This is a genomic window from Citrobacter sp. KTE30 (assembly GCF_000398825.1).
Lineage (GTDB): Bacteria > Pseudomonadota > Gammaproteobacteria > Enterobacterales > Enterobacteriaceae > Citrobacter > Citrobacter freundii.
Genome location: NZ_KB976056.1, coordinates 458348 through 484487 on the forward strand (window position 1 = coordinate 458348; position 26140 = coordinate 484487).

Consider the following 26140-nt stretch of genomic DNA (forward strand, 5'->3'; position numbering starts at 1 on the left):
TATGAAAACCGCAGGCAACCTCGTTGTTCTTGGCAGTATCAATGCCGATCACATCCTTAACCTTAACTCTTTCCCGACACCTGGTGAAACCGTAACCGGTAGTCATTATCAGGTCGCATTTGGCGGTAAAGGCGCGAATCAGGCTGTTGCTGCGGGTCGTAGTGGCGCGAATATCGCATTCATTGCCTGTACGGGCGATGATGATATTGGCGAAAGTGTGCGTAAACAGTTAGCCAAAGACAACATTGATATTGCGCCGATTAGCGTAATTTCGGGGGAATCGACCGGTGTTGCGTTGATTTTTGTGAATGGTGAAGGTGAGAACGTTATCGGCATTCATGCTGGAGCTAACGCAGCGCTTTCGCCAGCGCTGGTGGAAGCACAGCATGAGCGTATTGCGCAGGCGTCCGCTTTACTGATGCAGCTAGAGTCGCCGATCGAAAGCGTTCTGGCTGCGGCAAAGATTGCACATCAAAATAAGACCATGGTCGCCCTAAACCCGGCTCCGGCGCGTGAACTTTCTGACGAGCTGTTGGCGCTGGTAGATATTATTACCCCGAATGAAACCGAGGCTGAAAAGCTGACGGGGATCCGGGTTGAAAATGATGAAGACGCGGCCAAAGCGGCGCAGGCATTGCATGCTAAAGGAATCCATACTGTACTGATTACCTTAGGGAGTCGCGGTGTGTGGGCCAGCGTGAATGGCGAAGGTCAGCGAGTACCCGGTTTTAAAGTGGAAGCCGTTGATACTATTGCCGCCGGAGACACCTTTAATGGCGCGTTAATTACAGCGTTACTGGAAGAGACTCCGCTGCCTGAAGCGATCCGTTTTGCGCATGCCGCTGCGGCGATTGCGGTTACCCGTAAAGGCGCACAGCCTTCCGTTCCGTGGCGCGAAGAAATAGAAGCGTTTTTAAGTCAACAGAGGTAACGCTTGGCTACAATGAAGGACGTCGCCCGCCTGGCGGGTGTTTCCACGTCGACGGTTTCTCACGTCATTAATAAAGATCGCTTTGTCAGTGAGTCTGTCACTGACAAAGTAGAAGCTGCGATTAAAGCGCTTAACTACGCTCCCTCCGCGCTGGCGCGTAGCCTCAAGTTAAACCAGACCCGCACAATTGGCATGTTAATCACTGCCAGTACCAATCCCTTCTATTCTGAGCTGGTGCGCGGCGTTGAACGTAGCTGTTTTGAGCGCGGCTACAGCCTGGTGCTGTGCAATACCGAAGGCGATGAACAGCGCATGAACCGTAATCTGGAAACGCTAATGCAAAAACGCGTGGATGGCTTGCTGCTGCTCTGCACGGAAACACATCAGCCTTCCAGAGAGATAATGCAGCGTTATCCTTCTATACCGACCGTGATGATGGACTGGTCGCCCTTTGATGGTGAAAGCGATCTGATTCAGGATAACTCCCTGCTGGGCGGGGATTTAGCCACGCAACATCTTATCGAAAAAGGTTTTACGCGCATTGCCTGCATCACCGGGCCGCTGGATAAAACCCCGGCGCGTTTGCGGCTGGAAGGATATCGGGCGGCAATGAAGCGGGCGGGCTTGCCTGTCCCGGAAGGCTACGAGATTACCGGTGACTTTGAGTTTGGTGGCGGCTTTGAAGCTATGCAAACGTTGCTGTCGCATAAACAGCGACCGCAGGCCGTTTTTACCGGTAATGATGCAATGGCGGTTGGCGCGTATCAGGCTCTGTACCAGTCGGGATTGCGCATTCCGCAGGATATGGCGGTGGTGGGTTATGATGATATCGAGCTGGCGCGCTATATGACGCCTCCGCTGACGACCATACATCAACCAAAAGATGAATTGGGCGAACTGGCCATCGATGTATTAATCCATCGGATGGCCCAGCCCGCATTACAACAACAGCGTTTGCAGCTTACTCCTGTTTTGATGGAGCGGGGGTCGGTTTAGGTTTGTGCCGATCTTTGATCAGGTTACGTCCATCTTTGGCTTTTAGCAGCATGAACATCAGCGCGGATATTACCGTGATAGCGCCCATCGTCATAAAGGTGTAGTGGAACTGTTCGACCGTATTGGTTCCTTCCATACCTTCATAGATACGCAGAACGGCGGCGCTGATGGCAACCCCTAAACTGATTGATAACTGCTGAGTAACGGCCAATACGCTGTTGCCGCTGCTGGCGTTTTCATCGGTCAGATCCGCCAGAGTGATAGTATTCATTGAGGTAAACTGGGTGGACATCGCCATACCTAAAATGAACAGCGGCAGGATCAGCATCCAGACCGGCATGGCAGGAGATTGCAAAGCGAACTGCGCAATCATCAGGCCGATAAAAACCGTAACACCCACCAATGTGGTCCTGTAGCCGAGTTTGCGCAGAACCTGCGTCACCATGGATTTTGCCAGAATTGAACCCAACGCCGTTGGCGCCATCATACAACCGGCTATCAGAGCCGGATATCCAAAGCCTACCTGCAACATCAGCGGCATTAAGAAGGGCACGCAGCCTGTGCCCAGGCGAGTGGCGAGGTTGCCGGCGATCCCAACAGAAAAGGTTCGAGTCTTAAATATCGGAAGAGATATAAGTGGCGTTGGGTGACGACGAGCATGGCGAATATAGGCGAGTAGTAACAACACACTGGCAAGAATAATACCGAGTGCGACCCAGGTAGCGACAAGCTTCTCACCGAACAATTCAACGCCGCTGGAAAACAACACCAGGCTCAAACCAAACAGAAAGAAACCGGTCATATCAAAACCGCGGCGTGGGGTGGTGAAGTTCGGCATATATTTGCGGGCATAGAAGATACCGGCAATGCCAATTGGAATATTAATCAGGAAGATCCAGTGCCAACTGGCCCATGTAACCAGTACACCGCCCAATACCGGACCTAAAATCGGCCCCACAAGTCCAGGCATGGTGACGAAGTTAAGCACGGGAAGCAGTTCACTGCGAGGGTAGGCACGCAATAACGCCAGACGGGCAACGGGCATCATCATGGCGCCACCGATCCCCTGAATGACACGGAAAATCACCAGCTCGCTTAGGGAGCTGGACAGCGCACAGGCCAGCGATCCCAACGTAAACAGGCTAACAGCAATCATAAAGACGCGTCGGGTACCAAATCGGTCTGCCAACCAACCACTTACCGGGATCAGCATCGCGACCGTCAGAGTATAACTGATGATGGCCGACTGCATGGCGAGCGGAGAGCGGTTAAGACTATGTGCTATTGCGGGTAGGGCGGTATTGAGGATAGTGGCGTCTAGTGCCTGCATAAAAAAGGCCATGGCTGCTATCCACGGTAGCCCGGCCATACTACGTGATTTCTTTTCTGACATATTATTTATCCGGTAGCACGTTCGGTGCTATCAGCAATGCCTGACAAGCAGCAAAGGCGCGATCGCCATCGTTATCATCTATTGCATCGACAATGGCCTGGTGCAAATCCAGTTTCACCACATCGTTATAGGTAATAGAGGTAAAGTAGGTCTGGTAAACCGAATGGAACAGAGATGCAAAGGAAATAAGGAACGGATTCGCACTCATTTCATAGATGTGTTCATGCCAGGCGATATCAACCTCAATCCAGCGTTCGCGTCTGAAGTTTCTTTTCAGCTCGACCATCTCTTCCATCAGCGTGTTGAGGTGCGCTTTCTGTTCAGCCGTACCAATGGTCGCCGCCAGTAAACACGCCTGAGGCTCCAGGCTGATACGCATCACCAGAAAATGTTTAATGACCTGCGGGAAATTATCTTCCGTCATCCACCAGGTGAGCAGCTCCTGGTCGAGGAAGTTCCAGTTTGCTTGCGGCATGACGCGTGTGCCGATACGTGGGCGTGGTAATACCATACCTTTTGCCGTTAACGTTTTTACCGCCTCTCTTACCGCGGTGCGACTCACACCAAACTGATCGCCCAGCTCTATTTCGCCAGGCAATATAGCGCCCGGCGCGTATTCACCTTTTAATATTCGCTGAGCCAGCTTTTCGGCCAGAACGTAGGACAAGTTTTTCTGTGCGGCTAGCTGTTGGGCATTTAACGGCATGAATGTTCTTCCTTACTCTTTTTCTTATTCATTAGTATGCCACCTGGAAGTGTGATTGCGGCTGCAAAAACGGCAATTTGCTTATTTTATGGCATGTTAATGGTTGTTTTGGTGAAAAAACACGCACTCAGAAAGTTATTTTAAATTTCCCCTTGTCAGCCTGAAATAACTCCCTATAATGCGCCTCCACTGACACGGAACAACGGATTATAAGCCGCCGGGTCAGCGGGGTTCCACCGAGAACTCCGGCGAAGAAAGCGAAATTAAATGCTTGACTTCGCAGCGGGATGGCGTAATATGCACACCCCGCGCCGCTGAGAAAAAGCGAAGCGGCACTGCTCTTTAACAATTTATCAGACAATCTGTGTGGGCACTCGAAGATACGGATTCTTAACGTCGCAAGACGAAAAATGAATACCAAGTCTCTGAGTGAACATACGTAATTCATTACGAAGTTTAATTCACGAGCATCAAACTTAAATTGAAGAGTTTGATCATGGCTCAGATTGAACGCTGGCGGCAGGCCTAACACATGCAAGTCGAACGGTAGCACAGAGGAGCTTGCTCCTTGGGTGACGAGTGGCGGACGGGTGAGTAATGTCTGGGAAACTGCCCGATGGAGGGGGATAACTACTGGAAACGGTAGCTAATACCGCATAACGTCGCAAGACCAAAGAGGGGGACCTTCGGGCCTCTTGCCATCGGATGTGCCCAGATGGGATTAGCTAGTAGGTGGGGTAACGGCTCACCTAGGCGACGATCCCTAGCTGGTCTGAGAGGATGACCAGCCACACTGGAACTGAGACACGGTCCAGACTCCTACGGGAGGCAGCAGTGGGGAATATTGCACAATGGGCGCAAGCCTGATGCAGCCATGCCGCGTGTATGAAGAAGGCCTTCGGGTTGTAAAGTACTTTCAGCGAGGAGGAAGGCATTAAGGTTAATAACCTTAGTGATTGACGTTACTCGCAGAAGAAGCACCGGCTAACTCCGTGCCAGCAGCCGCGGTAATACGGAGGGTGCAAGCGTTAATCGGAATTACTGGGCGTAAAGCGCACGCAGGCGGTCTGTCAAGTCGGATGTGAAATCCCCGGGCTCAACCTGGGAACTGCATCCGAAACTGGCAGGCTAGAGTCTTGTAGAGGGGGGTAGAATTCCAGGTGTAGCGGTGAAATGCGTAGAGATCTGGAGGAATACCGGTGGCGAAGGCGGCCCCCTGGACAAAGACTGACGCTCAGGTGCGAAAGCGTGGGGAGCAAACAGGATTAGATACCCTGGTAGTCCACGCCGTAAACGATGTCGACTTGGAGGTTGTGCCCTTGAGGCGTGGCTTCCGGAGCTAACGCGTTAAGTCGACCGCCTGGGGAGTACGGCCGCAAGGTTAAAACTCAAATGAATTGACGGGGGCCCGCACAAGCGGTGGAGCATGTGGTTTAATTCGATGCAACGCGAAGAACCTTACCTACTCTTGACATCCAGAGAACTTAGCAGAGATGCTTTGGTGCCTTCGGGAACTCTGAGACAGGTGCTGCATGGCTGTCGTCAGCTCGTGTTGTGAAATGTTGGGTTAAGTCCCGCAACGAGCGCAACCCTTATCCTTTGTTGCCAGCGGTTCGGCCGGGAACTCAAAGGAGACTGCCAGTGATAAACTGGAGGAAGGTGGGGATGACGTCAAGTCATCATGGCCCTTACGAGTAGGGCTACACACGTGCTACAATGGCATATACAAAGAGAAGCGACCTCGCGAGAGCAAGCGGACCTCATAAAGTATGTCGTAGTCCGGATTGGAGTCTGCAACTCGACTCCATGAAGTCGGAATCGCTAGTAATCGTAGATCAGAATGCTACGGTGAATACGTTCCCGGGCCTTGTACACACCGCCCGTCACACCATGGGAGTGGGTTGCAAAAGAAGTAGGTAGCTTAACCTTCGGGAGGGCGCTTACCACTTTGTGATTCATGACTGGGGTGAAGTCGTAACAAGGTAACCGTAGGGGAACCTGCGGTTGGATCACCTCCTTACCTTAAAGAACCTGCCTTTGTAGTGCTCACACAGATTGTCTGATGAAAAGTAAATAGCAAGGCGTCTTGCGATTGAGACTTCAGTGTCCCCTTCGTCTAGAGGCCCAGGACACCGCCCTTTCACGGCGGTAACAGGGGTTCGAATCCCCTAGGGGACGCCACTTGCTGGTATGTGTGAGTGAAAGTCGCCGACCCCAATATCTCAAAACTTACCTTCGGGTGACGTTTGAGATATTTGCTCTTTAAAAATCTGGATCAAGCTGAAAATTGAAACGACACACTGTTTCATTTCTCCGTAATAAGAAATGAAAAGCGGTGTGTTCGAGTCTCTCAAATTTTTGCAAGTCGATGATGAATCGAAAGAAACATCTTCGGGTTGTGAGGTTAAGCGACTAAGCGTACACGGTGGATGCCCTGGCAGTCAGAGGCGATGAAGGACGTGCTAATCTGCGATAAGCGTCGGTAAGGTGATATGAACCGTTATAACCGGCGATTTCCGAATGGGGAAACCCAGTGTGATTCGTCACACTATCATTACGTGAATACATAGCGTAATGAAGCGAACCGGGGGAACTGAAACATCTAAGTACCCCGAGGAAAAGAAATCAACCGAGATTCCCCCAGTAGCGGCGAGCGAACGGGGAGCAGCCCAGAGTCTGAATCAGCTTGTGTGTTAGTGGAACGGTCTGGAAAGTCCGACGGTACAGGGTGATAGTCCCGTACACCAAAATGCACAGGTTGTGAACTCGAAGAGTAGGGCGGGACACGTGGTATCCTGTCTGAATATGGGGGGACCATCCTCCAAGGCTAAATACTCCTGACTGACCGATAGTGAACCAGTACCGTGAGGGAAAGGCGAAAAGAACCCCGGCGAGGGGAGTGAAAAAGAACCTGAAACCGTGTACGTACAAGCAGTGGGAGCCTCTTTATGGGGTGACTGCGTACCTTTTGTATAATGGGTCAGCGACTTATATTCTGTAGCAAGGTTAACCGTATAGGGGAGCCGAAGGGAAACCGAGTCTTAACTGGGCGTTAAGTTGCAGGGTATAGACCCGAAACCCGGTGATCTAGCCATGGGCAGGTTGAAGGTTGGGTAACACTAACTGGAGGACCGAACCGACTAATGTTGAAAAATTAGCGGATGACTTGTGGCTGGGGGTGAAAGGCCAATCAAACCGGGAGATAGCTGGTTCTCCCCGAAAGCTATTTAGGTAGCGCCTCGTGAACTCATCTTCGGGGGTAGAGCACTGTTTCGGCTAGGGGGTCATCCCGACTTACCAACCCGATGCAAACTGCGAATACCGAAGAATGTTATCACGGGAGACACACGGCGGGTGCTAACGTCCGTCGTGAAGAGGGAAACAACCCAGACCGCCAGCTAAGGTCCCAAAGTCATGGTTAAGTGGGAAACGATGTGGGAAGGCACAGACAGCCAGGATGTTGGCTTAGAAGCAGCCATCATTTAAAGAAAGCGTAATAGCTCACTGGTCGAGTCGGCCTGCGCGGAAGATGTAACGGGGCTAAACCATGCACCGAAGCTGCGGCAGCGACACTATGTGTTGTTGGGTAGGGGAGCGTTCTGTAAGCCGTTGAAGGTGTGCTGTGAGGCATGCTGGAGGTATCAGAAGTGCGAATGCTGACATAAGTAACGATAATGCGGGTGAAAAACCCGCACGCCGGAAGACCAAGGGTTCCTGTCCAACGTTAATCGGGGCAGGGTGAGTCGACCCCTAAGGCGAGGCCGAAAGGCGTAGTCGATGGGAAACAGGTTAATATTCCTGTACTTGGTGTTACTGCGAAGGGGGGACGGAGAAGGCTATGTTAGCCGGGCGACGGTTGTCCCGGTTTAAGCATGTAGGCGGAGGTTCCAGGTAAATCCGGTACCTTTTTAACGCTGAGGTGTGATGACGAGGCACTACGGTGCTGAAGTAACAAATGCCCTGCTTCCAGGAAAAGCCTCTAAGCATCAGGTAACACGAAATCGTACCCCAAACCGACACAGGTGGTCAGGTAGAGAATACCAAGGCGCTTGAGAGAACTCGGGTGAAGGAACTAGGCAAAATGGTGCCGTAACTTCGGGAGAAGGCACGCTGATATGTAGGTGAAGTGATTTACTCATGGAGCTGAAATCAGTCGAAGATACCAGCTGGCTGCAACTGTTTATTAAAAACACAGCACTGTGCAAACACGAAAGTGGACGTATACGGTGTGACGCCTGCCCGGTGCCGGAAGGTTAATTGATGGGGTTATCCGTAAGGAGAAGCTCTTGATCGAAGCCCCGGTAAACGGCGGCCGTAACTATAACGGTCCTAAGGTAGCGAAATTCCTTGTCGGGTAAGTTCCGACCTGCACGAATGGCGTAATGATGGCCAGGCTGTCTCCACCCGAGACTCAGTGAAATTGAACTCGCTGTGAAGATGCAGTGTACCCGCGGCAAGACGGAAAGACCCCGTGAACCTTTACTATAGCTTGACACTGAACACTGGTCCTTGATGTGTAGGATAGGTGGGAGGCTTTGAAGTGTGGACGCCAGTCTGCATGGAGCCATCCTTGAAATACCACCCTTTAATGGCTGGTGTTCTAACGTGGACCCGTTACCCGGGTTGCGGACAGTGTCTGGTGGGTAGTTTGACTGGGGCGGTCTCCTCCTAAAGAGTAACGGAGGAGCACGAAGGTTAGCTAATCCTGGTCGGACATCAGGAGGTTAGTGCAAAGGCATAAGCTAGCTTGACTGCGAGAGTGACGGCTCGAGCAGGTGCGAAAGCAGGTCTTAGTGATCCGGTGGTTCTGAATGGAAGGGCCATCGCTCAACGGATAAAAGGTACTCCGGGGATAACAGGCTGATACCGCCCAAGAGTTCATATCGACGGCGGTGTTTGGCACCTCGATGTCGGCTCATCACATCCTGGGGCTGAAGTAGGTCCCAAGGGTATGGCTGTTCGCCATTTAAAGTGGTACGCGAGCTGGGTTTAGAACGTCGTGAGACAGTTCGGTCCCTATCTGCCGTGGGCGCTGGAGAATTGAGGGGGGCTGCTCCTAGTACGAGAGGACCGGAGTGGACGCATCACTGGTGTTCGGGTTGTCATGCCAATGGCATTGCCCGGTAGCTAAATGCGGAAGAGATAAGTGCTGAAAGCATCTAAGCACGAAACTTGCCCCGAGATGAGTTCTCCCTGAGACTATAAGTCTCCTGAAGGAACGTTAAAGACGATGACGTTGATAGGTCGGGTGTGTAAGTGTAGCGATACATTGAGCTAACCGATACTAATGAACCGTGAGGCTTAACCTTACAACGCCGAAGATGTTTTGGCGAAAGACAGACATCATATTCAGCTTGATACAGATAACATTAACCGGCGAAAAGCGGGTTAATAACAGAATTTGCCTGGCGGCTGTAGCGCGGTGGTCCCACCTGACCCCATGCCGAACTCAGAAGTGAAACGCCGTAGCGCCGATGGTAGTGTGGGGTCTCCCCATGCGAGAGTAGGGAACTGCCAGGCATCAAATTGCAGTAAACCGGGATGAAGAATCCGGGTAGTGACAAAGAAATTCGGTGGAGCGGTAGTTCAGTTGGTTAGAATACCTGCCTGTCACGCAGGGGGTCGCGGGTTCGAGTCCCGTCCGTTCCGCCACTTATTAGAAAATTAAGCCTGCTACTAAGCAGGCTTAATGATAAAAAAATTTAGGGGCGTAGCTCAGTTGGTAGAGCACCGGTCTCCAAAACCGGGTGTCGCGAGTTCGAGTCTCTCCGCCCCTGCCAGAAACAATCCTTAGCATTCTTGCTAAGGATTTTTTTTATCTGCAATTTGCGCAGTGCCTTCCAGTTGTTTTATTCCCGGCATCCTTGCCCGTATTTTCTTTAATCTTCCAGAATATTCGTGCTCAGCAAGTCGCAAATCAGTGCATGTTTATCGCTGTTTTGCAGCCAAACTGCATATAACGGGCGCGAAAGGGTTGTACTGTCAGTAACCGTATGGAGATCGCTTTTACCTTTAGCCCAACTGACCGGAAGCCAGCTAAAGCCTCTAAGGACTGAAAGTTGCTGCCTGGCCAATTCTGCCGAACTGGTGGTGAGTACCGGCACTTCATCTCCCGCAATCAATCCCGCTTCGTGTTGCTGAAAGTCAGGTCCCCATTCCAGACGCAGATAATTCAGTTCATCCTTGGTTTGCGAAGGAGAACTGCAATAGAGCGCCAGCGTGAAATATCCCAACAGTTGGCTGCTAAATTCGTCCATTTTGGGCGTTTCGGTAGTAATCAGTAGATCAAGCTGTCGTTCATGGAGCTGTTTTACTAACGACTGTCGCTGAGCGATCCTCGCTTCAAACTGCAGGCTGGATTGCGGCTCCTGGGATTGGTACAAACGCCCCAACCAGCCATTAAGCATACATTCCCAGAGGGATGCGCTGGCACCAATAGAAAACTCGTTATGACGCGAGGTATTCGCAACCTCCTTACGTGCGGCTTGCCACGTATTCATCAGCGTTTCAGCGTAAGGCAGTAATTTTTCACCTGCAGCGGTTAAACGGATATTGTTTCTGTGTCGGGTGAACAGGTTTACACCCAATTGATTTTCCAGTTGTCTGATCCGGAAACTAACCGCTGATTGGGTCAGATAGAGCGCTTCAGCAGCTCTGCCAAAGTGGCGTGTCCGGCTAACTTCCAGGAAAGTTTTTAACAATTCCGTATCCACAACTCGCTCCATAAAATTATTTGTCGTTATGATTTAAATCTTTTGTTTGACGCTCTGTCAAGCGTAACTAATACTCCGCGCCATAAATAGCTCGGCCAAAGAATTAGGAGCGTGCAGGATGGCGGAAAGCTTTACGACGACTAATCGATATTTCGATAATAAATATTATCCCCGCGGATTCTCCCGTCATGGTGATTTCACCATTAAAGAAGCACAACTGCTTGAGCGTCACGGTTATGCTTTCAATGAGCTGGATCTGGGCAAGCGTGAGCCGGTAACGGAAGAAGAAAAACTGTTTGTTGCGGTATGCCGTGGTGAGCGCGAACCGGTTACCGAAGCTGAACGTGTGTGGTCCAAATACATGACGCGCATTAAGCGTCCAAAACGCTTCCACACGCTGTCTGGTGGGAAACCTCAGGTGGAAGGTGCGGAAGACTACACCGAATCTGATGATTAATAAAAAAGGGCGAAAGCCCTTTTTTTATGCCAGTAGTTTCTGCAAATGAATGAGTAATCTGTCTATCGCCCGATACCCAACAGCCTCCTGTAAGTGCTGGCGAGAGATATGGTCAGATTGTTCTATATCCGCGATCGTTCGAGCAACCTTTATCAGGCGTAACCAGGCGCGGATGGATAATCCGAGATGCGCGAGCGTTTCTTCAAGCCACTGTGCATCGTCACTGCGCAGTGGACAGTATTTATTGATATCCTGACTGTCCAGATGCGCGTTTAACTTATTTTGTCGTCGATACTGACGATCTCGCGCTGCCATAACACGTTGCTTCACCGTTGCGCTATCTTCCCCTTTTACCTGGTTCTGGCTGAGTATCCCGGGCGGTGGCAAAGGGATTTCGAGAGAGAGATCGAAGCGGTCAAGAAATGGACCTGATAATCGATTGAGGTAGCGTAGCGTCTGCTCTGGGGTACAGCGGTTATGGTTCCCCTGATAATGGCCTGTTGGGCTGGGATTCATGGCGGCTATGAGTTGAAAGCGAGCGGGATAGGTGATTTTTGCTCTGGTGCGGGATAGATGTATCTGTCCGGACTCAATGGGTTCGCGCAGTGCATCCAGTGTGCGCCGCTCAAACTCGGGTAGTTCATCCAGAAATAGTATGCCGTTATGCGCCAGAGAGATCTCGCCTGGCGCAGGAATAGAGCCTCCACCGACCATGGCGGTTAATGAAGCACTGTGATGCGGAGAGCGAAAAGGGCGTTGTTTCCACTGTTTCTGTAGCGTGTCGGAATTGACCAGACTAAGAATCGCGGCGCTTTCCAGTGCCTCATCGTTACTCAGTGGCGGAAGCAATCCTCTCAGGCGACTGGCCAGCATAGTCTTACCCGTACCCGGAGGGCCGATGAGTATGAGGTTATGACCGCCAGCTGCGGTAAGCTCCAGCCCGCGTTTACCCTGTTCCTGGCCGATAACATCGCTCAGATCATCTGCTAATGCGCAGGGGATAAAATCTGCTGATGATGGTCTGTCTAAATCATGCTTACCTTCGAGGAATGCGCATACTGCCTGTAGATGATCGGCTATGAGGCACCCTTCACCCTGTATTAGTCCAACTTCAGCTGCATTCTCTTTTGCGACAATAATTCTCCTGCCTGCGCGAATGGCTTCGGTTGCACTTGATATCGCACCGGGAACGCCGCGTAACGCGCCTGTAAGCGCTAATTCGCCTACCAGCTCATATGTATCGAGATTATGGGGAGTAAGCTGCTCAGAAGCGGCCAGAAGCGCAACTGCGATAGGTAAATCATATCGTCCCCCTTCTTTTGGGAGATCGGCTGGAGCGAGGTTTATGGTTATCTTCTTTGCCGGGAATTCATAACCGCTATTAATTACCGCACTGCGAACCCGATCGCGGGCCTCTTTCACCGTTGTTTCGGGTAATCCCACCATGGTTAAACCAGGCAAACCATTGCTGATATGTACCTCGATGGTAATGGCTGGCGCATTCACGCCCAGCGCAGCGCGTGTGTGAACAATCGATAGTGACATAAGCCCTCCTGATGAAAGCATTATGTCGCAATACATCGCTGCAAGATTTCACATAATTACGGTTTTTAGAGGCTCATTCCCGTGTTTTTATGTAGCTCAACACTGATTACATTAAGTCTGGAATAGCGCTCGCAAACGCTTTTGCATGGCATTTTTAGTAGGGAATGGGTTGCCGAGAATTACCTGAAACGTGAAATATTTTCACCTTTGATTTTTTGTTTAAAAAACAACGATATTTATCTAAACCGTTAACGTCGTCAGAAAAACGAATAAAAAAATATCTTGTGTCATTTGCAAATTCTATGGTAACTCTTTAGGTATTCCTTCGAACAAGATGCAAGAAAATACAAAAATGACAGCCCTTCTACGAGTGATTAGCCTGGTCGTGATTAGCGTGGTGGTGATTATTATCCCACCGTGCGGGGCTGCACTTGGACGAGGAAAGGCTTAGAAAACAAGCCTTAACGAACTAAGACCCCCGCACCGAAAGGTCCGGGGGTTTTTTTTGACCTTAAAAACATACACGAGGAGCAGAAAGTGAACGGTAGCATAAAATTCTGTTTCTCAAGATTTACGGCGGGGATGTAACTATGAATGGGGCACAGTGGGTGGTACATGCGTTGCGTGCACAAGGGGTTCAAACCGTCTTTGGTTATCCTGGTGGCGCAATTATGCCGGTTTACGATGCGTTATATGACGGCGGCGTAGAACACCTGTTGTGCCGACACGAGCAGGGCGCGGCAATGGCAGCAATTGGCTATGCCCGTGCGACCGGTAAAACCGGCGTGTGTATCGCCACTTCCGGACCTGGTGCTACCAACCTGATCACGGGCCTTGCCGATGCGCTGTTAGATTCAGTTCCTGTGGTGGCGATCACCGGCCAGGTGGCATCATCTTTCATCGGAACGGATGCGTTCCAGGAAGTGGACGTTCTGGGTATGTCTCTGTCCTGCACCAAACACAGTTTCCTGGTGCAGTCACTGGAAGAGCTGCCGCGCATCATGGCTGAAGCTTTTGCTGTGGCGAATTCCGGTCGTCCGGGGCCGGTTCTGGTTGATATCCCGAAAGACATCCAATTGGCCAGCGGTACGCTGGAGCCGTATTTTACGACAGTCAAAAACGTAGAGGTTTTCCCGCACGCTGACGTTGAGCAGGCGCGTAAAATGCTGGCACAAGCGCAGAAACCTATCCTGTACGTAGGTGGCGGCGTTGGTATGGCGCAGGCGGTCCCGGCCCTGCGTGAATTTATCGCGGTAACCCAAATGCCGGTCGCCTGCACGTTGAAGGGGCTGGGCGCAGTAGAGGCTGACTACCCATACTATTTGGGTATGTTGGGAATGCACGGCACTAAAGCGGCAAATTTCGCGGTGCAAGAATGTGATTTACTGATTGCAGTGGGCGCGCGTTTTGATGACCGGGTAACCGGCAAGCTGAATACCTTCGCACCAAACGCCAGCGTGATCCACATGGATATCGACCCTGCGGAAATGAACAAGCTGCGCCAGGCGCACGTAGCATTGCAGGGTGATTTAAATTCTCTGCTGCCGGCATTGCAGCAATCGCTGAAGATTGACGCATGGCGTCAGCATAGTGCTGAACTGCGCACAGAGCATACCTGGCGCTATGATCATCCCGGTGAGGCTATCTACGCGCCACTGTTGTTGAAGCAGTTGTCCGATCGCAAACCCGCGGACAGCGTAGTGACAACGGATGTTGGCCAGCATCAGATGTGGTCGGCGCAGCATATGACCTACACCCGCCCGGAAAATTTTATCACCTCGAGCGGCCTGGGCACGATGGGCTTTGGCTTGCCAGCAGCGGTTGGCGCGCAGGTTGCTCGCCCGAACGATACGGTAATCTGTATCTCCGGTGACGGTTCCTTCATGATGAATGTACAGGAGCTCGGCACCGTAAAACGCAAGCAGTTGCCGTTGAAGATAGTTTTACTCGACAACCAGCGGTTAGGCATGGTGCGACAATGGCAGCAGCTGTTTTTCCAGGAACGTTATAGCGAAACCACCCTTACCGATAACCCCGATTTCCTCATGTTGGCCAGTGCCTTCGGCATCCCAGGTCAACACATCACCCGTAAAGACCAGGTTGAAGCGGCACTCGACACCATGCTGAACAGCGAGGGGCCATACCTGCTTCATGTCTCAATCGACGAACTTGAGAATGTCTGGCCTCTGGTACCGCCAGGTGCCAGTAACTCAGAAATGCTGGAGAAATTATCATGATGCAACATCAGGTCGCCGTTGAGGCTCGGTTCAATCCGGAAACGTTAGAACGTGTTTTACGCGTGGTACGCCATCGCGGTTTTCAGGTGTGCTCCATGAATATGGAAGCCGCTAGCGATGCGCAGAATATAAATATCGAATTGACCGTTGCCAGCCCCCGGTCGGTCGACTTACTGTTTAGTCAGTTAAGTAAACTGGTAGACGTTGCACATGTTGCTATCTGCCAGAGCACAACCACATCACAACAAATCCGCGCCTGAGCGCAAAAGGAAGAAAAATGACGACGAAAAAAGCTGATTACATTTGGTCTAATGGCGAGATGATTCGTTGGGAAGACGCTAAGGTTCACGTGATGTCCCACGCGCTGCACTACGGTACTTCTGTATTTGAAGGCATCCGTTGCTACGATTCTCACAAAGGGCCGGTGGTGTTCCGTCATCGCGAACATATGCAGCGTCTGCGTGATTCAGCCAAGATCTATCGTTTTCCGGTTTCTCAGAGCGTTGATGAGTTGATGGAAGCTTGCCGTGAGGTGATTCGTAAAAACAATCTGACCAGCGCCTATATCCGTCCGCTGGTGTTTGTTGGCGACGTGGGGATGGGCGTTAACCCGCCAGCGGGATACACCACTGACGTGATCATCGCTGCGTTCCCGTGGGGCGCTTACCTTGGTGCTGAAGCGCTGGAACAGGGGATCGACGCGATGGTTTCTTCCTGGAACCGCGTTGCGCCGAACACCATCCCTACAGCGGCTAAAGCGGGCGGTAACTATCTGTCTTCGCTGCTGGTGGGTAGTGAAGCGCGTCGTCATGGCTATCAGGAAGGCATTGCCCTGGATGTGAATGGTTACATCTCTGAAGGCGCGGGTGAAAACCTGTTTGAAGTAAAAGACGGCATTCTGTTTACCCCGCCGTTTACCTCTTCTGCACTGCCGGGTATCACCCGTGACGCGATCATTAAGCTGGCGAAAGATCTCGATATCGAAGTGCGTGAGCAGGTGCTGTCCCGTGAATCGCTGTACCTGGCCGACGAAGTGTTCATGTCCGGTACCGCGGCCGAAATCACCCCAGTACGCAGCGTCGATGGTATCCAGGTGGGCGAAGGCCGCTGCGGTCCGGTCACCAAACGCATCCAGCAGGCCTTCTTTGGCCTCTTCACTGGTGAAACGGAAGATAAATACGGCTGGTTGGATCAGGTTAATCAATAAACATAAATTTGGGACGGCACGCACCGTCCCAATTATTAGACAGACGGGAGTTAATCAAGCATGCCTAAGTATCGTTCTGCTACCACCACCCACGGCCGCAATATGGCGGGTGCCCGCGCACTGTGGCGCGCCACCGGGATGACCGATGATGATTTCGGTAAACCGATTATCGCTGTGGTGAACTCTTTTACCCAGTTTGTGCCGGGTCACGTCCACCTGCGCGATCTCGGTAAACTGGTTGCCGAACAAATCGAAGCCTCAGGCGGCGTGGCGAAAGAGTTCAACACCATTGCTGTGGATGATGGTATCGCCATGGGGCACGGTGGCATGCTGTATTCACTGCCGTCGCGCGAGCTGATCGCCGATTCAGTGGAGTACATGGTTAACGCCCACTGCGCCGATGCGATGGTCTGTATCTCTAACTGCGACAAAATCACCCCTGGGATGTTAATGGCCTCTTTGCGCCTGAATATTCCGGTGATCTTTGTTTCCGGCGGTCCGATGGAAGCCGGGAAAACCAAGCTCTCTGACCAAATCATCAAGCTCGACCTGGTTGATGCGATGATTCAGGGCGCTGACCCGAAAGTCTCCGACTCACAAAGCGAGCAGGTTGAACGTTCCGCCTGTCCAACCTGCGGCTCCTGCTCCGGCATGTTCACCGCCAACTCAATGAACTGCCTGACCGAAGCGCTGGGCCTGTCGCAGCCGGGTAACGGTTCGCTGCTGGCGACTCACGCCGACCGTAAAACGCTGTTCCTTAACGCGGGTAAACGCATCGTTGAGCTGACTAAACGCTACTATGAGCAGGATGATGCCTCCGCCCTGCCGCGCAACATTGCCAGTAAAGCGGCGTTTGAGAACGCCATGACGCTGGATATCGCCATGGGCGGCTCCACCAACACCGTTCTGCACCTGCTGGCGGCCGCACAGGAAGCGGAAATCGACTTCACCATGAGTGATATCGACAAGCTGTCCCGCAAAGTCCCACAGCTGTGTAAAGTGGCGCCGAGCACGCAGAAATACCATATGGAAGACGTGCACCGCGCAGGCGGCGTACTGGGTATTTTAGGCGAACTGGATCGTGCCGGACTGCTGAACCGCGACGTGAAAAACGTGCTGGGTCTGACTCTGCCGCAAACGCTTGATCGGTATGACGTGATGTTGACCAAAGACGACGCGGTGAAAAAAATGTTCCGCGCCGGACCGGCGGGCATCCGTACCACCCAGGCGTTCTCGCAGGACTGCCGTTGGGATACGCTGGATGACAACCGCGCTGAAGGCTGCATCCGCTCGCTGGAACATGCTTACAGCAAAGACGGCGGTCTGGCAGTCCTGTACGGTAACTTTGCGGAAAACGGCTGTATCGTAAAAACTGCAGGCGTGGATGACAGTATCCTGAAATTCACCGGCCCGGCAAAAGTGTATGAAAGCCAGGACGATGCGGTTGAAGCAATCCTCGGCGGTAAAGTGGTGGCTGGCGACGTGGTTGTCATTCGCTACGAAGGGCCGAAAGGCGGGCCAGGCATGCAGGAAATGCTCTACCCAACCACCTTCCTTAAATCGATGGGCCTCGGCAAGGCTTGTGCGCTGATTACCGATGGTCGTTTCTCCGGCGGTACTTCGGGGCTTTCAATCGGTCACGTTTCTCCGGAAGCGGCCAGCGGCGGTAATATTGCGATTATCGAAGATGGTGACATGATTGCCATCGATATCCCGAATCGTGGCATTCAACTGCAACTGAGTGATGCGGAAATCGCTGCGCGCCGTGAAGCGCAGGAAGCTCGCGGTGACAAAGCCTGGACGCCAAAAGATCGTCAACGTCAGGTCTCCTTTGCACTGCGCGCCTATGCCAGCCTGGCAACCAGTGCCGACAAAGGTGCGGTGCGCGATAAGTCGAAGCTCGGGGGATAATGACCATGGCGGATTCACAACCTCTATCCGGTGCTCCTGAGGGCGCTGAGTATCTCAGAGCGGTACTGCGTGCGCCGGTATACGAAGCGGCACAGGTAACGCCGCTACAGAAAATGGAAAAGCTCTCTTCGCGCCTCGATAACGTCATTCTGGTGAAGCGCGAAGACCGTCAACCCGTTCACAGCTTCAAGCTACGCGGTGCCTATGCCATGATGGCGGGCTTGACCGAAGAGCAAAAAGCGCATGGGGTCATCACCGCATCGGCGGGTAATCATGCTCAGGGTGTCGCGTTCTCTTCTGCGCGATTAGGCGTGAAGGCGCTGATTGTCATGCCAACGGCTACCGCCGATATCAAAGTCGATGCCGTTCGCGGCTTCGGCGGAGAAGTGCTGCTGCACGGCGCGAATTTTGATGAAGCCAAAGCCAAAGCGATTGAACTGTCACAGCAGCAGGGTTTTACCTGGGTTCCACCGTTTGATCATCCGATGGTGATTGCCGGGCAGGGCACGCTGGCGCTGGAGCTGCTCCAGCAGGACGCTCATCTCGATCGCGTATTCGTGCCTGTTGGTGGTGGCGGATTAGCGGCAGGTGTTGCGGTGCTGATTAAACAGCTGATGCCGCAAATCAAAGTGATTGCCGTGGAAGCGGAAGATTCGGCCTGCCTGAAAGCAGCGCTGGATGCTGGTCATCCGGTGGATCTGCCGCGTGTGGGTCTCTTTGCCGAAGGCGTAGCGGTGAAACGTATTGGCGATGAAACCTTCCGTCTGTGCCATGAATATCTCGACGATATTATCACTGTCGATAGCGATGCTATTTGTGCGGCAATGAAAGACCTGTTCGAGGATGTACGTGCGGTGGCTGAGCCTTCCGGGGCGCTGGCGCTGGCGGGGATGAAAAAATACATCGCCCAGCACAATATTCGCGGTGAACGTCTGGCGCACGTGTTGTCCGGTGCGAACGTTAACTTCCACGGCTTGCGCTACGTTTCCGAACGTTGCGAGTTAGGGGAGCAGCGCGAAGCCTTACTGGCGGTGACCATCCCGGAAGAGAAGGGAAGTTTCCTGAAGTTCTGCCAGCTGTTGGGGGGCCGTTCGGTAACGGAGTTTAACTACCGCTTTGCCGATGCCAAAGACGCCTGCATTTTTGTCGGTGTACGCCTGAGCCGTGGGCTGGAAGAGCGTAAGGAAATCCTGCAACTGCTCAACGAGGGCGGCTACAGCGTGGTGGATCTGTCTGATGACGAGATGGCGAAGCTACACGTGCGCTATATGGTCGGTGGACGTCCGTCGAAACCCTTACAGGAACGTCTCTACAGCTTCGAATTTCCTGAATCACCAGGGGCGTTGCTCAAATTCCTGCATACCCTGGGGACGCACTGGAATATTTCATTGTTCCACTATCGCAGTCACGGTACCGACTATGGTCGCGTACTGGCGGCGTTTGAGTTGGGGGAACACGAGCCTGATTTCGAAACGCGGCTGAACGAACTGGGCTATGATTGTCACGATGAAACGCATAACCCGGCGTTCAGGTTCTTCCTGGCGGGTTAACAACAGCCATTAAAAAAGGGTTCATGTAAAAACATGAACCCTTTTTGCTACTGTATCAGCAGATTACAGCGTGATAACGTCGAATTCGACTTCGGTGTTCACGTCAGCGTCGTAGTCCACGCCGTCGAGGCCAAAACCGAACAGGTTCAGGAATTCTTGCTTGTAGCCTGCATAATCGGTTTCTTGCGCCAGGTTTTCGGTTGTGATCAGCGGCCACAGGTCGCGACATGCCTGCTGAATGTCATCACGCAGTTCCCAGTCATCCATACGGATACGCTGGTTGTCATCAAGCGCCACTTTGTCACCGTACAGGCTGGTGGTCATCAGACGGTTGATTTGCTCGATACAACCTTCATGAATCCCCTGTGCTTTCATCAGCTTGAAGACCATGGAGATGTACAGCGGCATCACTGGAATGGCGGAAGACGCCTGAGTGATTACGGATTTCAGTACGGCAACGTTCGCAGAGCCGTGCAGCGGAGCCAGCTGGTTACGCAGTTCGCCCGCGGCGCGATCGAGATCTTCTTTCGCTTTGCCCAGCGCGCCGTGCCAGTAGATTGGCCAGGTCAGGTCGGTACCGATGTAGGAGTAGGCTACGGTTTTCACGCCGTCAGCCAGCACGCCAGCTTCGCTCAGCGCGCCCATCCACAGTTCCCAGTCTTCTCCGCCCATTACGGTAACGGTGTTCTGAACTTCTTCTTCGGTTGCCGGCTCAATGCTGGCGGTGATGATCTGATCTTTGTTGGTATCGATCGCTTTAGAGGTGTAAACCTCACCGATTGGCTTCAGCGCAGAACGGACGATTTCACCGGTTTTCGGCATTTTACGCACTGGGGAAGCCAGTGAGTAAACCACCAGGTCAATCTGACCCAGGTCTTCTTTTATCAGTTTGATCACTTCATCACGGCATTCGTCAGAGAACGCATCGCCGTTGATGCTTTTGGAGTACAGACCTTCACGCTTAGCTGCTTCATCGAAGGCGGCAGAGTTATACCAGCCTGCGGAACCCGGTTTGGTATCCGTGCCCGGTTTTTCGAAAAATACGCCGATAGTGGCGGCTCCGCTGCCAAAGGCGGCAGAAATTCTGGAAGCCAGACCGTAACCGGTGGAAGCACCGATCACCAGCACGCGGGACGGGCCGTTCTCGATTTTCCCGTTCTGCTTAACATACTCGATCTGCTTTTCCACGTTGACTTTGCAGCCAGTCGGATGGGTCGTTGTACAGATGAATCCACGAATTTTTGGTTTGATTATCATAATGATGGCTAATTAAGTTTGTATTTTCGCTGTCAAGTGCGCAATGACACCGTCTGTTCTGGCCTGCTTAACGCGATGGTTAACAAGCCCCCCACTACAATGGATCACGACATTATACAGAAAAGGAGCGCCAATACTGAATCTACCACTGATTTTAGGCCTGACGCTGGCGCTAGTCGGCAGATTTACGTTCCAGAACAATCTTCCAGAACGCGTCGATCAGCGGTTCATGCAGCCGCTTTTTCGGCGCGCAGACGCCCAGTTCGAACGGCGTTTTCTCGTCGCTGCGTTCTAAAATCATCACGCGGTTACGTACCGGCTCCGGGCTGTTTTCCAGCACCACTTCCGGCAGCAGCGCCACGCCGCAGCCCAGCGCCACCATTGAGACCATCGCTTCATGACCGCCTACCGTAGCGTAAATCGATGGGTTGCTGATTTTGTGACGGCGGAACCACAGCTCAATGCGGCGGCGGACCGGCCCCTGGTCGGCCATGATAAACGGCACCGTCGACCAGTCGGGTTTCTCGACGGAAACCTGATTACGCACCGGGCAGGGCAGCGCCGGGGCGATCAGCACCACCGTCAGATTCTCCAGCATCGAGAAAGCTACCGCGCCGGGTAGTGTCTCGGGCTTACCGGCAATCGCCAGATCGGCTTCACCAGTGACCACTTTGTCCATCGCATCGGCGGCGTCGCCGGTGGTGAGCTTAATTTCCACCGATGGATGCTCGGCGCGGAAACGATCGAGAATGGGTGGCAGATGGCTGTATGCCGCAGTTACCGAACAGAAAATATGCAGTTCGCCTGACAGCGACGGCCCTTGTTGATCGAGGGTGTGGCGCAGTTGCTGGTATTGCAGCAGCGTCTGTTGGGCGAATACGCGCAGCTCTTCGCCCGCTTCGGTCAGCGTGACCGTGCGGTTATCGCGCACAAACAGCGGCTGGCCGAGATCTTCTTCCAGGCGCTGAATCTGGCGTGAAAGCGTGGAGGGGCTGACGTGCATTGCCCGTGCGCTGCGGCCAAAGTGGCGACTTTCAGCCAAATGCAGGAACATTTTCAGATCGCGTAAATCCACAGACGAGCCTCCGATTTTCTACGTTGCATAAATTGCAATGTGACGTTGTGAATATATCAATTTCCGCAATAAATTTCCTGTTGTAATGTGGATTCAATCTCGCAAATACAAATCTGCGAACCGAATAATAAGCACCACAACACAACATCACGGAGTACACCATCATGGCTAACTACTTTAATACACTGAACCTGCGCCAGCAGCTGGCACAGCTGGGTAAATGTCGCTTTATGGGCCGCGACGAATTCGCCGATGGTGCGAGCTACCTTCAGGGTAAAAAAGTGGTCATCGTCGGCTGTGGCGCTCAGGGTCTGAACCAGGGCCTGAACATGCGTGACTCCGGTCTGGATATCTCCTACGCACTGCGTAAAGAAGCCATTGCTGAGAAGCGTGCTTCCTGGCGTAAAGCGACCGAAAACGGCTTCAAAGTGGGTACCTACGAAGAGCTGATCCCGCAGGCGGACCTGGTCGTTAACCTGACCCCGGACAAACAGCACTCCGACGTGGTGCGCTCCGTACAGCCGCTGATGAAAGATGGCGCGGCGCTGGGCTACTCCCACGGCTTCAACATCGTCGAAGTGGGCGAGCAGATCCGTAAAGACATCACCGTTGTGATGGTGGCACCGAAGTGCCCGGGTACTGAAGTTCGTGAAGAGTACAAACGTGGCTTCGGTGTACCGACCCTGATCGCCGTTCACCCGGAAAACGATCCGAAAGGAGAAGGCATGGCGATTGCTAAAGCCTGGGCTGCGGCCACCGGTGGTCACCGTGCGGGCGTGCTGGAGTCCTCCTTCGTTGCGGAAGTGAAATCTGATCTGATGGGTGAGCAGACTATCCTGTGCGGTATGCTGCAGGCAGGTTCTCTGCTGTGCTTCGATAAGCTGGTGGAAGAAGGTACTGACCCGGCATATGCTGAAAAACTGATTCAGTTCGGCTGGGAAACCATCACCGAAGCGCTGAAGCAGGGCGGCATCACCCTGATGATGGACCGTCTGTCTAACCCGGCGAAACTGCGTGCTTATGCGCTGTCCGAACAGCTGAAAGAGATTATGGCGCCGCTGTTCCAGAAACACATGGACGACATCATTTCCGGCGAATTCTCTTCCGGCATGATGGCTGACTGGGCTAACGACGATAAGAAACTGCTGACCTGGCGTGAAGAGACCGGCAAAACCGCGTTCGAAACCGCCCCGCAGTTTGAAGGTAAAATCGGCGAGCAGGAGTACTTTGATAAAGGCGTTCTAATGATCGCGATGGTGAAAGCGGGCGTTGAGCTGGCGTTCGAAACCATGGTTGATTCCGGCATCATCGAAGAGTCTGCGTACTACGAATCACTGCACGAACTGCCGCTGATCGCGAATACCATCGCCCGTAAACGTCTGTACGAAATGAACGTGGTTATCTCCGATACCGCAGAATACGGCAACTACCTGTTCTCTTACGCTTGCGTACCGCTGCTGAAAGAGTTCATGACCACCCTGCAGACCGGCGACCTGGGCAAAGCGATTGCCGAAGGTGCGGTAGACAACGCGCAGCTGCGCGACGTGAACGAAGCAATCCGTAGCCACGCTATCGAGCAGGTTGGTAAGAAACTGCGCGGTTACATGACCGATATGAAACGCATTGCCGTTGCTGGCTAAATAGGATGTCGGGTGGCGCTTGCGCTTACCCGACCTACGCACAGCAGATGTAAGCCGGATAAGGCGTAGCCGCCATCCGGCAAAAAAATCCCGGTGCCTGAACGCTCCGGGATTTTTTATTAGTTACGGTACAGTACTTTAATTATGTGGTAACCAAACTGAGTGTGCAGCGGGCCGGTTGGCTCCAGCACTGGGCAGGAAAAGACCACTTTGTCGAACGCCGGAACCATCTGGCCCTGACGGAATTCACCTAAATCACCGCCGCGTTTGCCTGATGGGCAGATAGAGTGTTTCTTCGCCAGTTTGCCGAAGTCTGCGCCGTTTTTAATCTGTTCCAGAAGATCCAGTGCCAGTTTCTCTTCTTTAACAAGGATATGCACTGCTGCTGCTGTTTTTGCCATGATCGTGCCTTGAGTGGGGTGGTTAAGGCTGGCTATACTACCACGCTGTTATTCTCCCCTCCCGACTTTCATGAGTGACCCTTTATGCGTTTGAACCCCGGACAACAACAAGCCGTCGAATTCGTCACCGGACCTTGCCTGGTGCTGGCGGGAGCGGGTTCCGGCAAGACGCGTGTTATCACCAACAAAATCGCCCATCTGATCCGTGAATGTGGTTATCAGGCACGCCATATTGCGGCCGTGACCTTTACCAATAAGGCTGCGCGCGAGATGAAAGAGCGCGTGGCGCAAACGCTGGGTCGTAAAGAGGCGCGTGGGTTGATGATCTCCACCTTCCACACCCTGGGACTGGATATCATTAAGCGTGAATATGCGGCGCTGGGGATGAAGTCGAACTTCTCGTTGTTTGACGATACTGACCAGGTGGCATTGCTCAAGGAACTGACCGAAGGGCTAATCGAAGACGATAAGCTTATCCTCCAGCAGTTGATCTCGACGATCTCCAACTGGAAAAACGATCTGATGACTCCGGCACAGGCGGCAGCCAGCGCCAAGGGCGAGCGCGATCGTATTTTTGCCCACTGCTATGGTCTGTATGACGCGCATATGAAGGCGTGTAACGTCCTCGATTTTGACGATCTGATCCTGCTTCCCACGCTGCTGCTACAGCGCAATGAAGAAGTGCGTGAGCGCTGGCAAAACAGAATCCGCTACCTGCTGGTGGATGAATATCAGGATACCAACACCAGCCAGTACGAGCTGGTGAAGTTGCTGGTAGGTAAACGCGCGCGCTTTACCGTCGTGGGTGATGACGATCAGTCGATCTACTCCTGGCGCGGCGCCCGTCCACAGAACCTGGTACTGTTAAGCAAAGATTTTCCGGCTTTGCAGGTGGTGAAGCTGGAGCAAAACTACCGTTCATCAGGTCGCATCCTGAAGGCGGCGAACATCCTTATTGCGAACAATCCACACGTCTTTGAAAAGCGACTCTTTTCCGAGTTGGGTTACGGTGCTGAACTGAAGGTACTGAGTGCCAATAATGAAGAGCACGAAGCGGAACGCGTGACCGGGGAATTAATTGCCCATCATTTTGTGAACAAGACGCAGTATAAAGACTACGCCATCCTGTATCGCGGTAATCATCAGTCGCGCGTGTTCGAAAAGTTTCTAATGCAGAACCGTATCCCGTACAAAATTTCCGGCGGAACGTCGTTCTTCTCGCGTCCGGAGATTAAAGATCTGCTGGCCTATCTGCGCGTGCTGAGCAACCCGGATGACGATAGCGCATTTTTGCGTATCGTAAATACGCCAAAACGTGAAATCGGCCCGGCCACGCTGCAAAAGTTGGGGGAATGGGCGATGACACGTAATAAAAGCCTGTTTACCGCCAGCTTTGATATGGGACTTAGCCAGACACTGACCGGGCGCGGGTATGATTCTCTGACTCGCTTTACGCACTGGCTGGGGGAAATTCAGCGTCTGGCGGAGCGTGAGCCGGTTGCCGCTGTGCGCGATCTTATCCACGGTATTGATTACGAATCCTGGCTGTATGAAACCTCGCCGAGCCCGAAAGCGGCTGAAATGCGTATGAAAAACGTCAATACGCTGTTCAGTTGGATGACGGAGATGCTGGAAGGCAGTGAGCTGGAAGAGCCAATGACCCTGACCCAGGTTGTTACCCGCTTTACCCTACGCGACATGATGGAACGTGGAGAGAGTGAAGAAGAGCTGGATCAGGTGCAATTGATGACACTGCATGCCTCAAAAGGGCTGGAGTTCCCATACGTGTTTATGGTGGGAATGGAAGAAGGATTTTTGCCGCACCAGAGCAGTATCGATGAAGACAATATCGATGAAGAACGTCGTCTGGCTTATGTAGGGATTACGCGTGCACAAAAAGAGCTCATCTTCACGCTATGTAAAGAGCGTCGTCAGTACGGTGAGCTGGTGCGTCCGGAACCGAGTCGTTTCCTTCTGGAGCTGCCACAGGATGACGTTATCTGGGAGCAAGAGCGAAAAGTGGTGAGCGCAGAGGAGCGGATGCAAAAAGGGCAGGCCAGCATCGCTAATATTCGGGCAATGATGGCGAAAGCTAAAGCGAAGTAGGTATTTTATGGGCCG

The 26140-nt window shown here is 52.7% G+C and carries 18 protein-coding genes, 3 tRNA genes and 3 rRNA genes; 17 read left to right on the forward strand and 7 right to left on the reverse strand.

The annotated features are described in order from the left end of the window. Position 1 precedes the first annotated feature (1 nt). Together rbsK and rbsR are read left to right on the forward strand one after the other, a co-directional pair. Positions 2-931 carry a ribokinase gene (gene rbsK, locus WC1_RS01235; RefSeq protein WP_003023758.1) on the forward strand — a complete coding sequence of 310 codons (930 nt, stop codon included), beginning with the start codon at positions 2-4 and terminating at the stop codon, positions 929-931. Positions 932-934: 3 nt separating this feature from the next. After that, a complete protein-coding gene (gene rbsR / locus WC1_RS01230; protein ID WP_003023757.1) occupies positions 935-1927 on the forward strand; it encodes a ribose operon transcriptional repressor RbsR in 993 nt (330 codons plus the stop codon). Here the strand turns inward: rbsR and mdtD are convergent. Then, positions 1893-3320: a multidrug transporter subunit MdtD gene (gene mdtD, locus WC1_RS01225; protein WP_003840564.1), complete on the reverse strand. Its 1428-nt coding sequence runs from the start codon at positions 3318-3320 to the stop codon at positions 1893-1895. The genes rbsR and mdtD overlap by 35 nt on opposite strands. Before the next feature lies 1 nt (position 3321). Then, positions 3322-4026 carry a FadR/GntR family transcriptional regulator gene (locus tag WC1_RS01220; protein ID WP_003023753.1) on the reverse strand — a complete coding sequence of 235 codons (705 nt, stop codon included), beginning with the start codon at positions 4024-4026 and terminating at the stop codon, positions 3322-3324. A 478-nt stretch (positions 4027-4504) separates the two neighbouring features. On the opposite strand from WC1_RS01220, the gene WC1_RS01215 reads away from it, so the two are divergent. From WC1_RS01215 to WC1_RS01190, 6 genes are all read left to right on the forward strand, one after another. Further along, a 16S ribosomal RNA gene (locus WC1_RS01215) occupies positions 4505-6046 on the forward strand. 85 nt (positions 6047-6131) lie between these two features. After that, a tRNA-Glu gene (locus WC1_RS01210) sits at positions 6132-6207 on the forward strand. A 221-nt stretch (positions 6208-6428) separates the two neighbouring features. Further along, positions 6429-9335, forward strand: a 23S ribosomal RNA gene (locus WC1_RS01205). A gap of 95 nt (positions 9336-9430) precedes the next feature. Next, positions 9431-9546: ribosomal RNA gene (gene rrf, locus WC1_RS01200) — 5S ribosomal RNA — on the forward strand. The 16S, 23S and 5S rRNA genes sit together here with 3 tRNA genes alongside, the layout of an rRNA operon. A gap of 55 nt (positions 9547-9601) precedes the next feature. Next, positions 9602-9678: transfer RNA gene (locus WC1_RS01195), tRNA-Asp, on the forward strand. A 52-nt stretch (positions 9679-9730) separates the two neighbouring features. Then, positions 9731-9806, forward strand: a tRNA-Trp gene (locus tag WC1_RS01190). Between the two features lie 99 nt (positions 9807-9905). Here WC1_RS01190 and hdfR read toward each other — a convergent pair. Continuing rightward, positions 9906-10751 (reverse strand): HTH-type transcriptional regulator HdfR, encoded by an 846-nt coding sequence (gene hdfR, locus WC1_RS01185; protein WP_086529734.1) that lies wholly within the window; start codon positions 10749-10751, stop codon positions 9906-9908. 106 nt (positions 10752-10857) lie between these two features. On the opposite strand from hdfR, the gene maoP reads away from it, so the two are divergent. Next, positions 10858-11196 carry a macrodomain Ori organization protein MaoP gene (maoP, locus tag WC1_RS01180; RefSeq protein ID WP_003018025.1) on the forward strand — a complete coding sequence of 113 codons (339 nt, stop codon included), beginning with the start codon at positions 10858-10860 and terminating at the stop codon, positions 11194-11196. A 24-nt stretch (positions 11197-11220) separates the two neighbouring features. On the opposite strand, the gene WC1_RS01175 is transcribed toward maoP, so the two are convergent. Further along, positions 11221-12741: a YifB family Mg chelatase-like AAA ATPase gene (locus tag WC1_RS01175; protein WP_016151226.1), complete on the reverse strand. Its 1521-nt coding sequence runs from the start codon at positions 12739-12741 to the stop codon at positions 11221-11223. 352 nt (positions 12742-13093) lie between these two features. On the opposite strand from WC1_RS01175, the gene ilvL reads away from it, so the two are divergent. From ilvL to ilvA, 6 genes are all read left to right on the forward strand, one after another. Next, positions 13094-13192: an ilv operon leader peptide gene (ilvL, locus tag WC1_RS24275; RefSeq protein ID WP_001311244.1), complete on the forward strand. Its 99-nt coding sequence runs from the start codon at positions 13094-13096 to the stop codon at positions 13190-13192. A gap of 139 nt (positions 13193-13331) precedes the next feature. After that, positions 13332-14978: an acetolactate synthase 2 catalytic subunit gene (ilvG, locus tag WC1_RS01170; protein WP_003841174.1), complete on the forward strand. Its 1647-nt coding sequence runs from the start codon at positions 13332-13334 to the stop codon at positions 14976-14978. Continuing rightward, positions 14975-15238 carry an acetolactate synthase 2 small subunit gene (gene ilvM / locus WC1_RS01165; protein WP_003018017.1) on the forward strand — a complete coding sequence of 88 codons (264 nt, stop codon included), beginning with the start codon at positions 14975-14977 and terminating at the stop codon, positions 15236-15238. Before ilvG ends, ilvM begins: the two co-directional genes overlap by 4 nt. Before the next feature lie 17 nt (positions 15239-15255). Then, the gene (locus WC1_RS01160; protein WP_003018014.1) at positions 15256-16185 is read left to right on the forward strand and encodes a branched-chain amino acid transaminase; all 930 of its coding nucleotides are present in this window, start codon (positions 15256-15258) and stop codon (positions 16183-16185) included. A 60-nt stretch (positions 16186-16245) separates the two neighbouring features. Further along, the gene (gene ilvD, locus WC1_RS01155; protein ID WP_016151227.1) at positions 16246-18096 is read left to right on the forward strand and encodes a dihydroxy-acid dehydratase; all 1851 of its coding nucleotides are present in this window, start codon (positions 16246-16248) and stop codon (positions 18094-18096) included. A gap of 5 nt (positions 18097-18101) precedes the next feature. Next, positions 18102-19646 carry a threonine ammonia-lyase, biosynthetic gene (gene ilvA / locus WC1_RS01150; RefSeq protein WP_016151228.1) on the forward strand — a complete coding sequence of 515 codons (1545 nt, stop codon included), beginning with the start codon at positions 18102-18104 and terminating at the stop codon, positions 19644-19646. A gap of 63 nt (positions 19647-19709) precedes the next feature. Here the strand turns inward: ilvA and fabV are convergent, their stop codons facing one another. Together fabV and ilvY are read right to left on the reverse strand one after the other, a co-directional pair. Next, a complete protein-coding gene (fabV, locus tag WC1_RS01145) occupies positions 19710-20903 on the reverse strand; it encodes an enoyl-ACP reductase FabV (RefSeq protein ID WP_003841179.1) in 1194 nt (397 codons plus the stop codon). Positions 20904-21075: 172 nt separating this feature from the next. Further along, positions 21076-21978, reverse strand: a complete 903-nt coding sequence (gene ilvY, locus WC1_RS01140) for an HTH-type transcriptional activator IlvY (RefSeq protein WP_003018003.1) — start codon at positions 21976-21978, stop codon at positions 21076-21078. A gap of 164 nt (positions 21979-22142) precedes the next feature. On the opposite strand from ilvY, the gene ilvC reads away from it, so the two are divergent. Then, on the forward strand, positions 22143-23618 hold the full coding sequence (ilvC, locus tag WC1_RS01135; RefSeq protein WP_003018001.1) for a ketol-acid reductoisomerase: 1476 nt from the start codon (positions 22143-22145) through the stop codon (positions 23616-23618). 119 nt (positions 23619-23737) lie between these two features. Here ilvC and ppiC read toward each other — a convergent pair whose 3' ends face one another. Beyond that, entirely contained in the window at positions 23738-24019 is a 282-nt protein-coding gene (gene ppiC, locus WC1_RS01130) for a peptidylprolyl isomerase PpiC (protein ID WP_003017999.1), read from the reverse strand. Positions 24020-24103: 84 nt separating this feature from the next. On the opposite strand from ppiC, the gene rep reads away from it, so the two are divergent. Then, positions 24104-26125 carry a DNA helicase Rep gene (gene rep, locus WC1_RS01125; protein ID WP_003829018.1) on the forward strand — a complete coding sequence of 674 codons (2022 nt, stop codon included), beginning with the start codon at positions 24104-24106 and terminating at the stop codon, positions 26123-26125. The last annotated feature ends 15 nt before the right edge of the window (positions 26126-26140 follow it).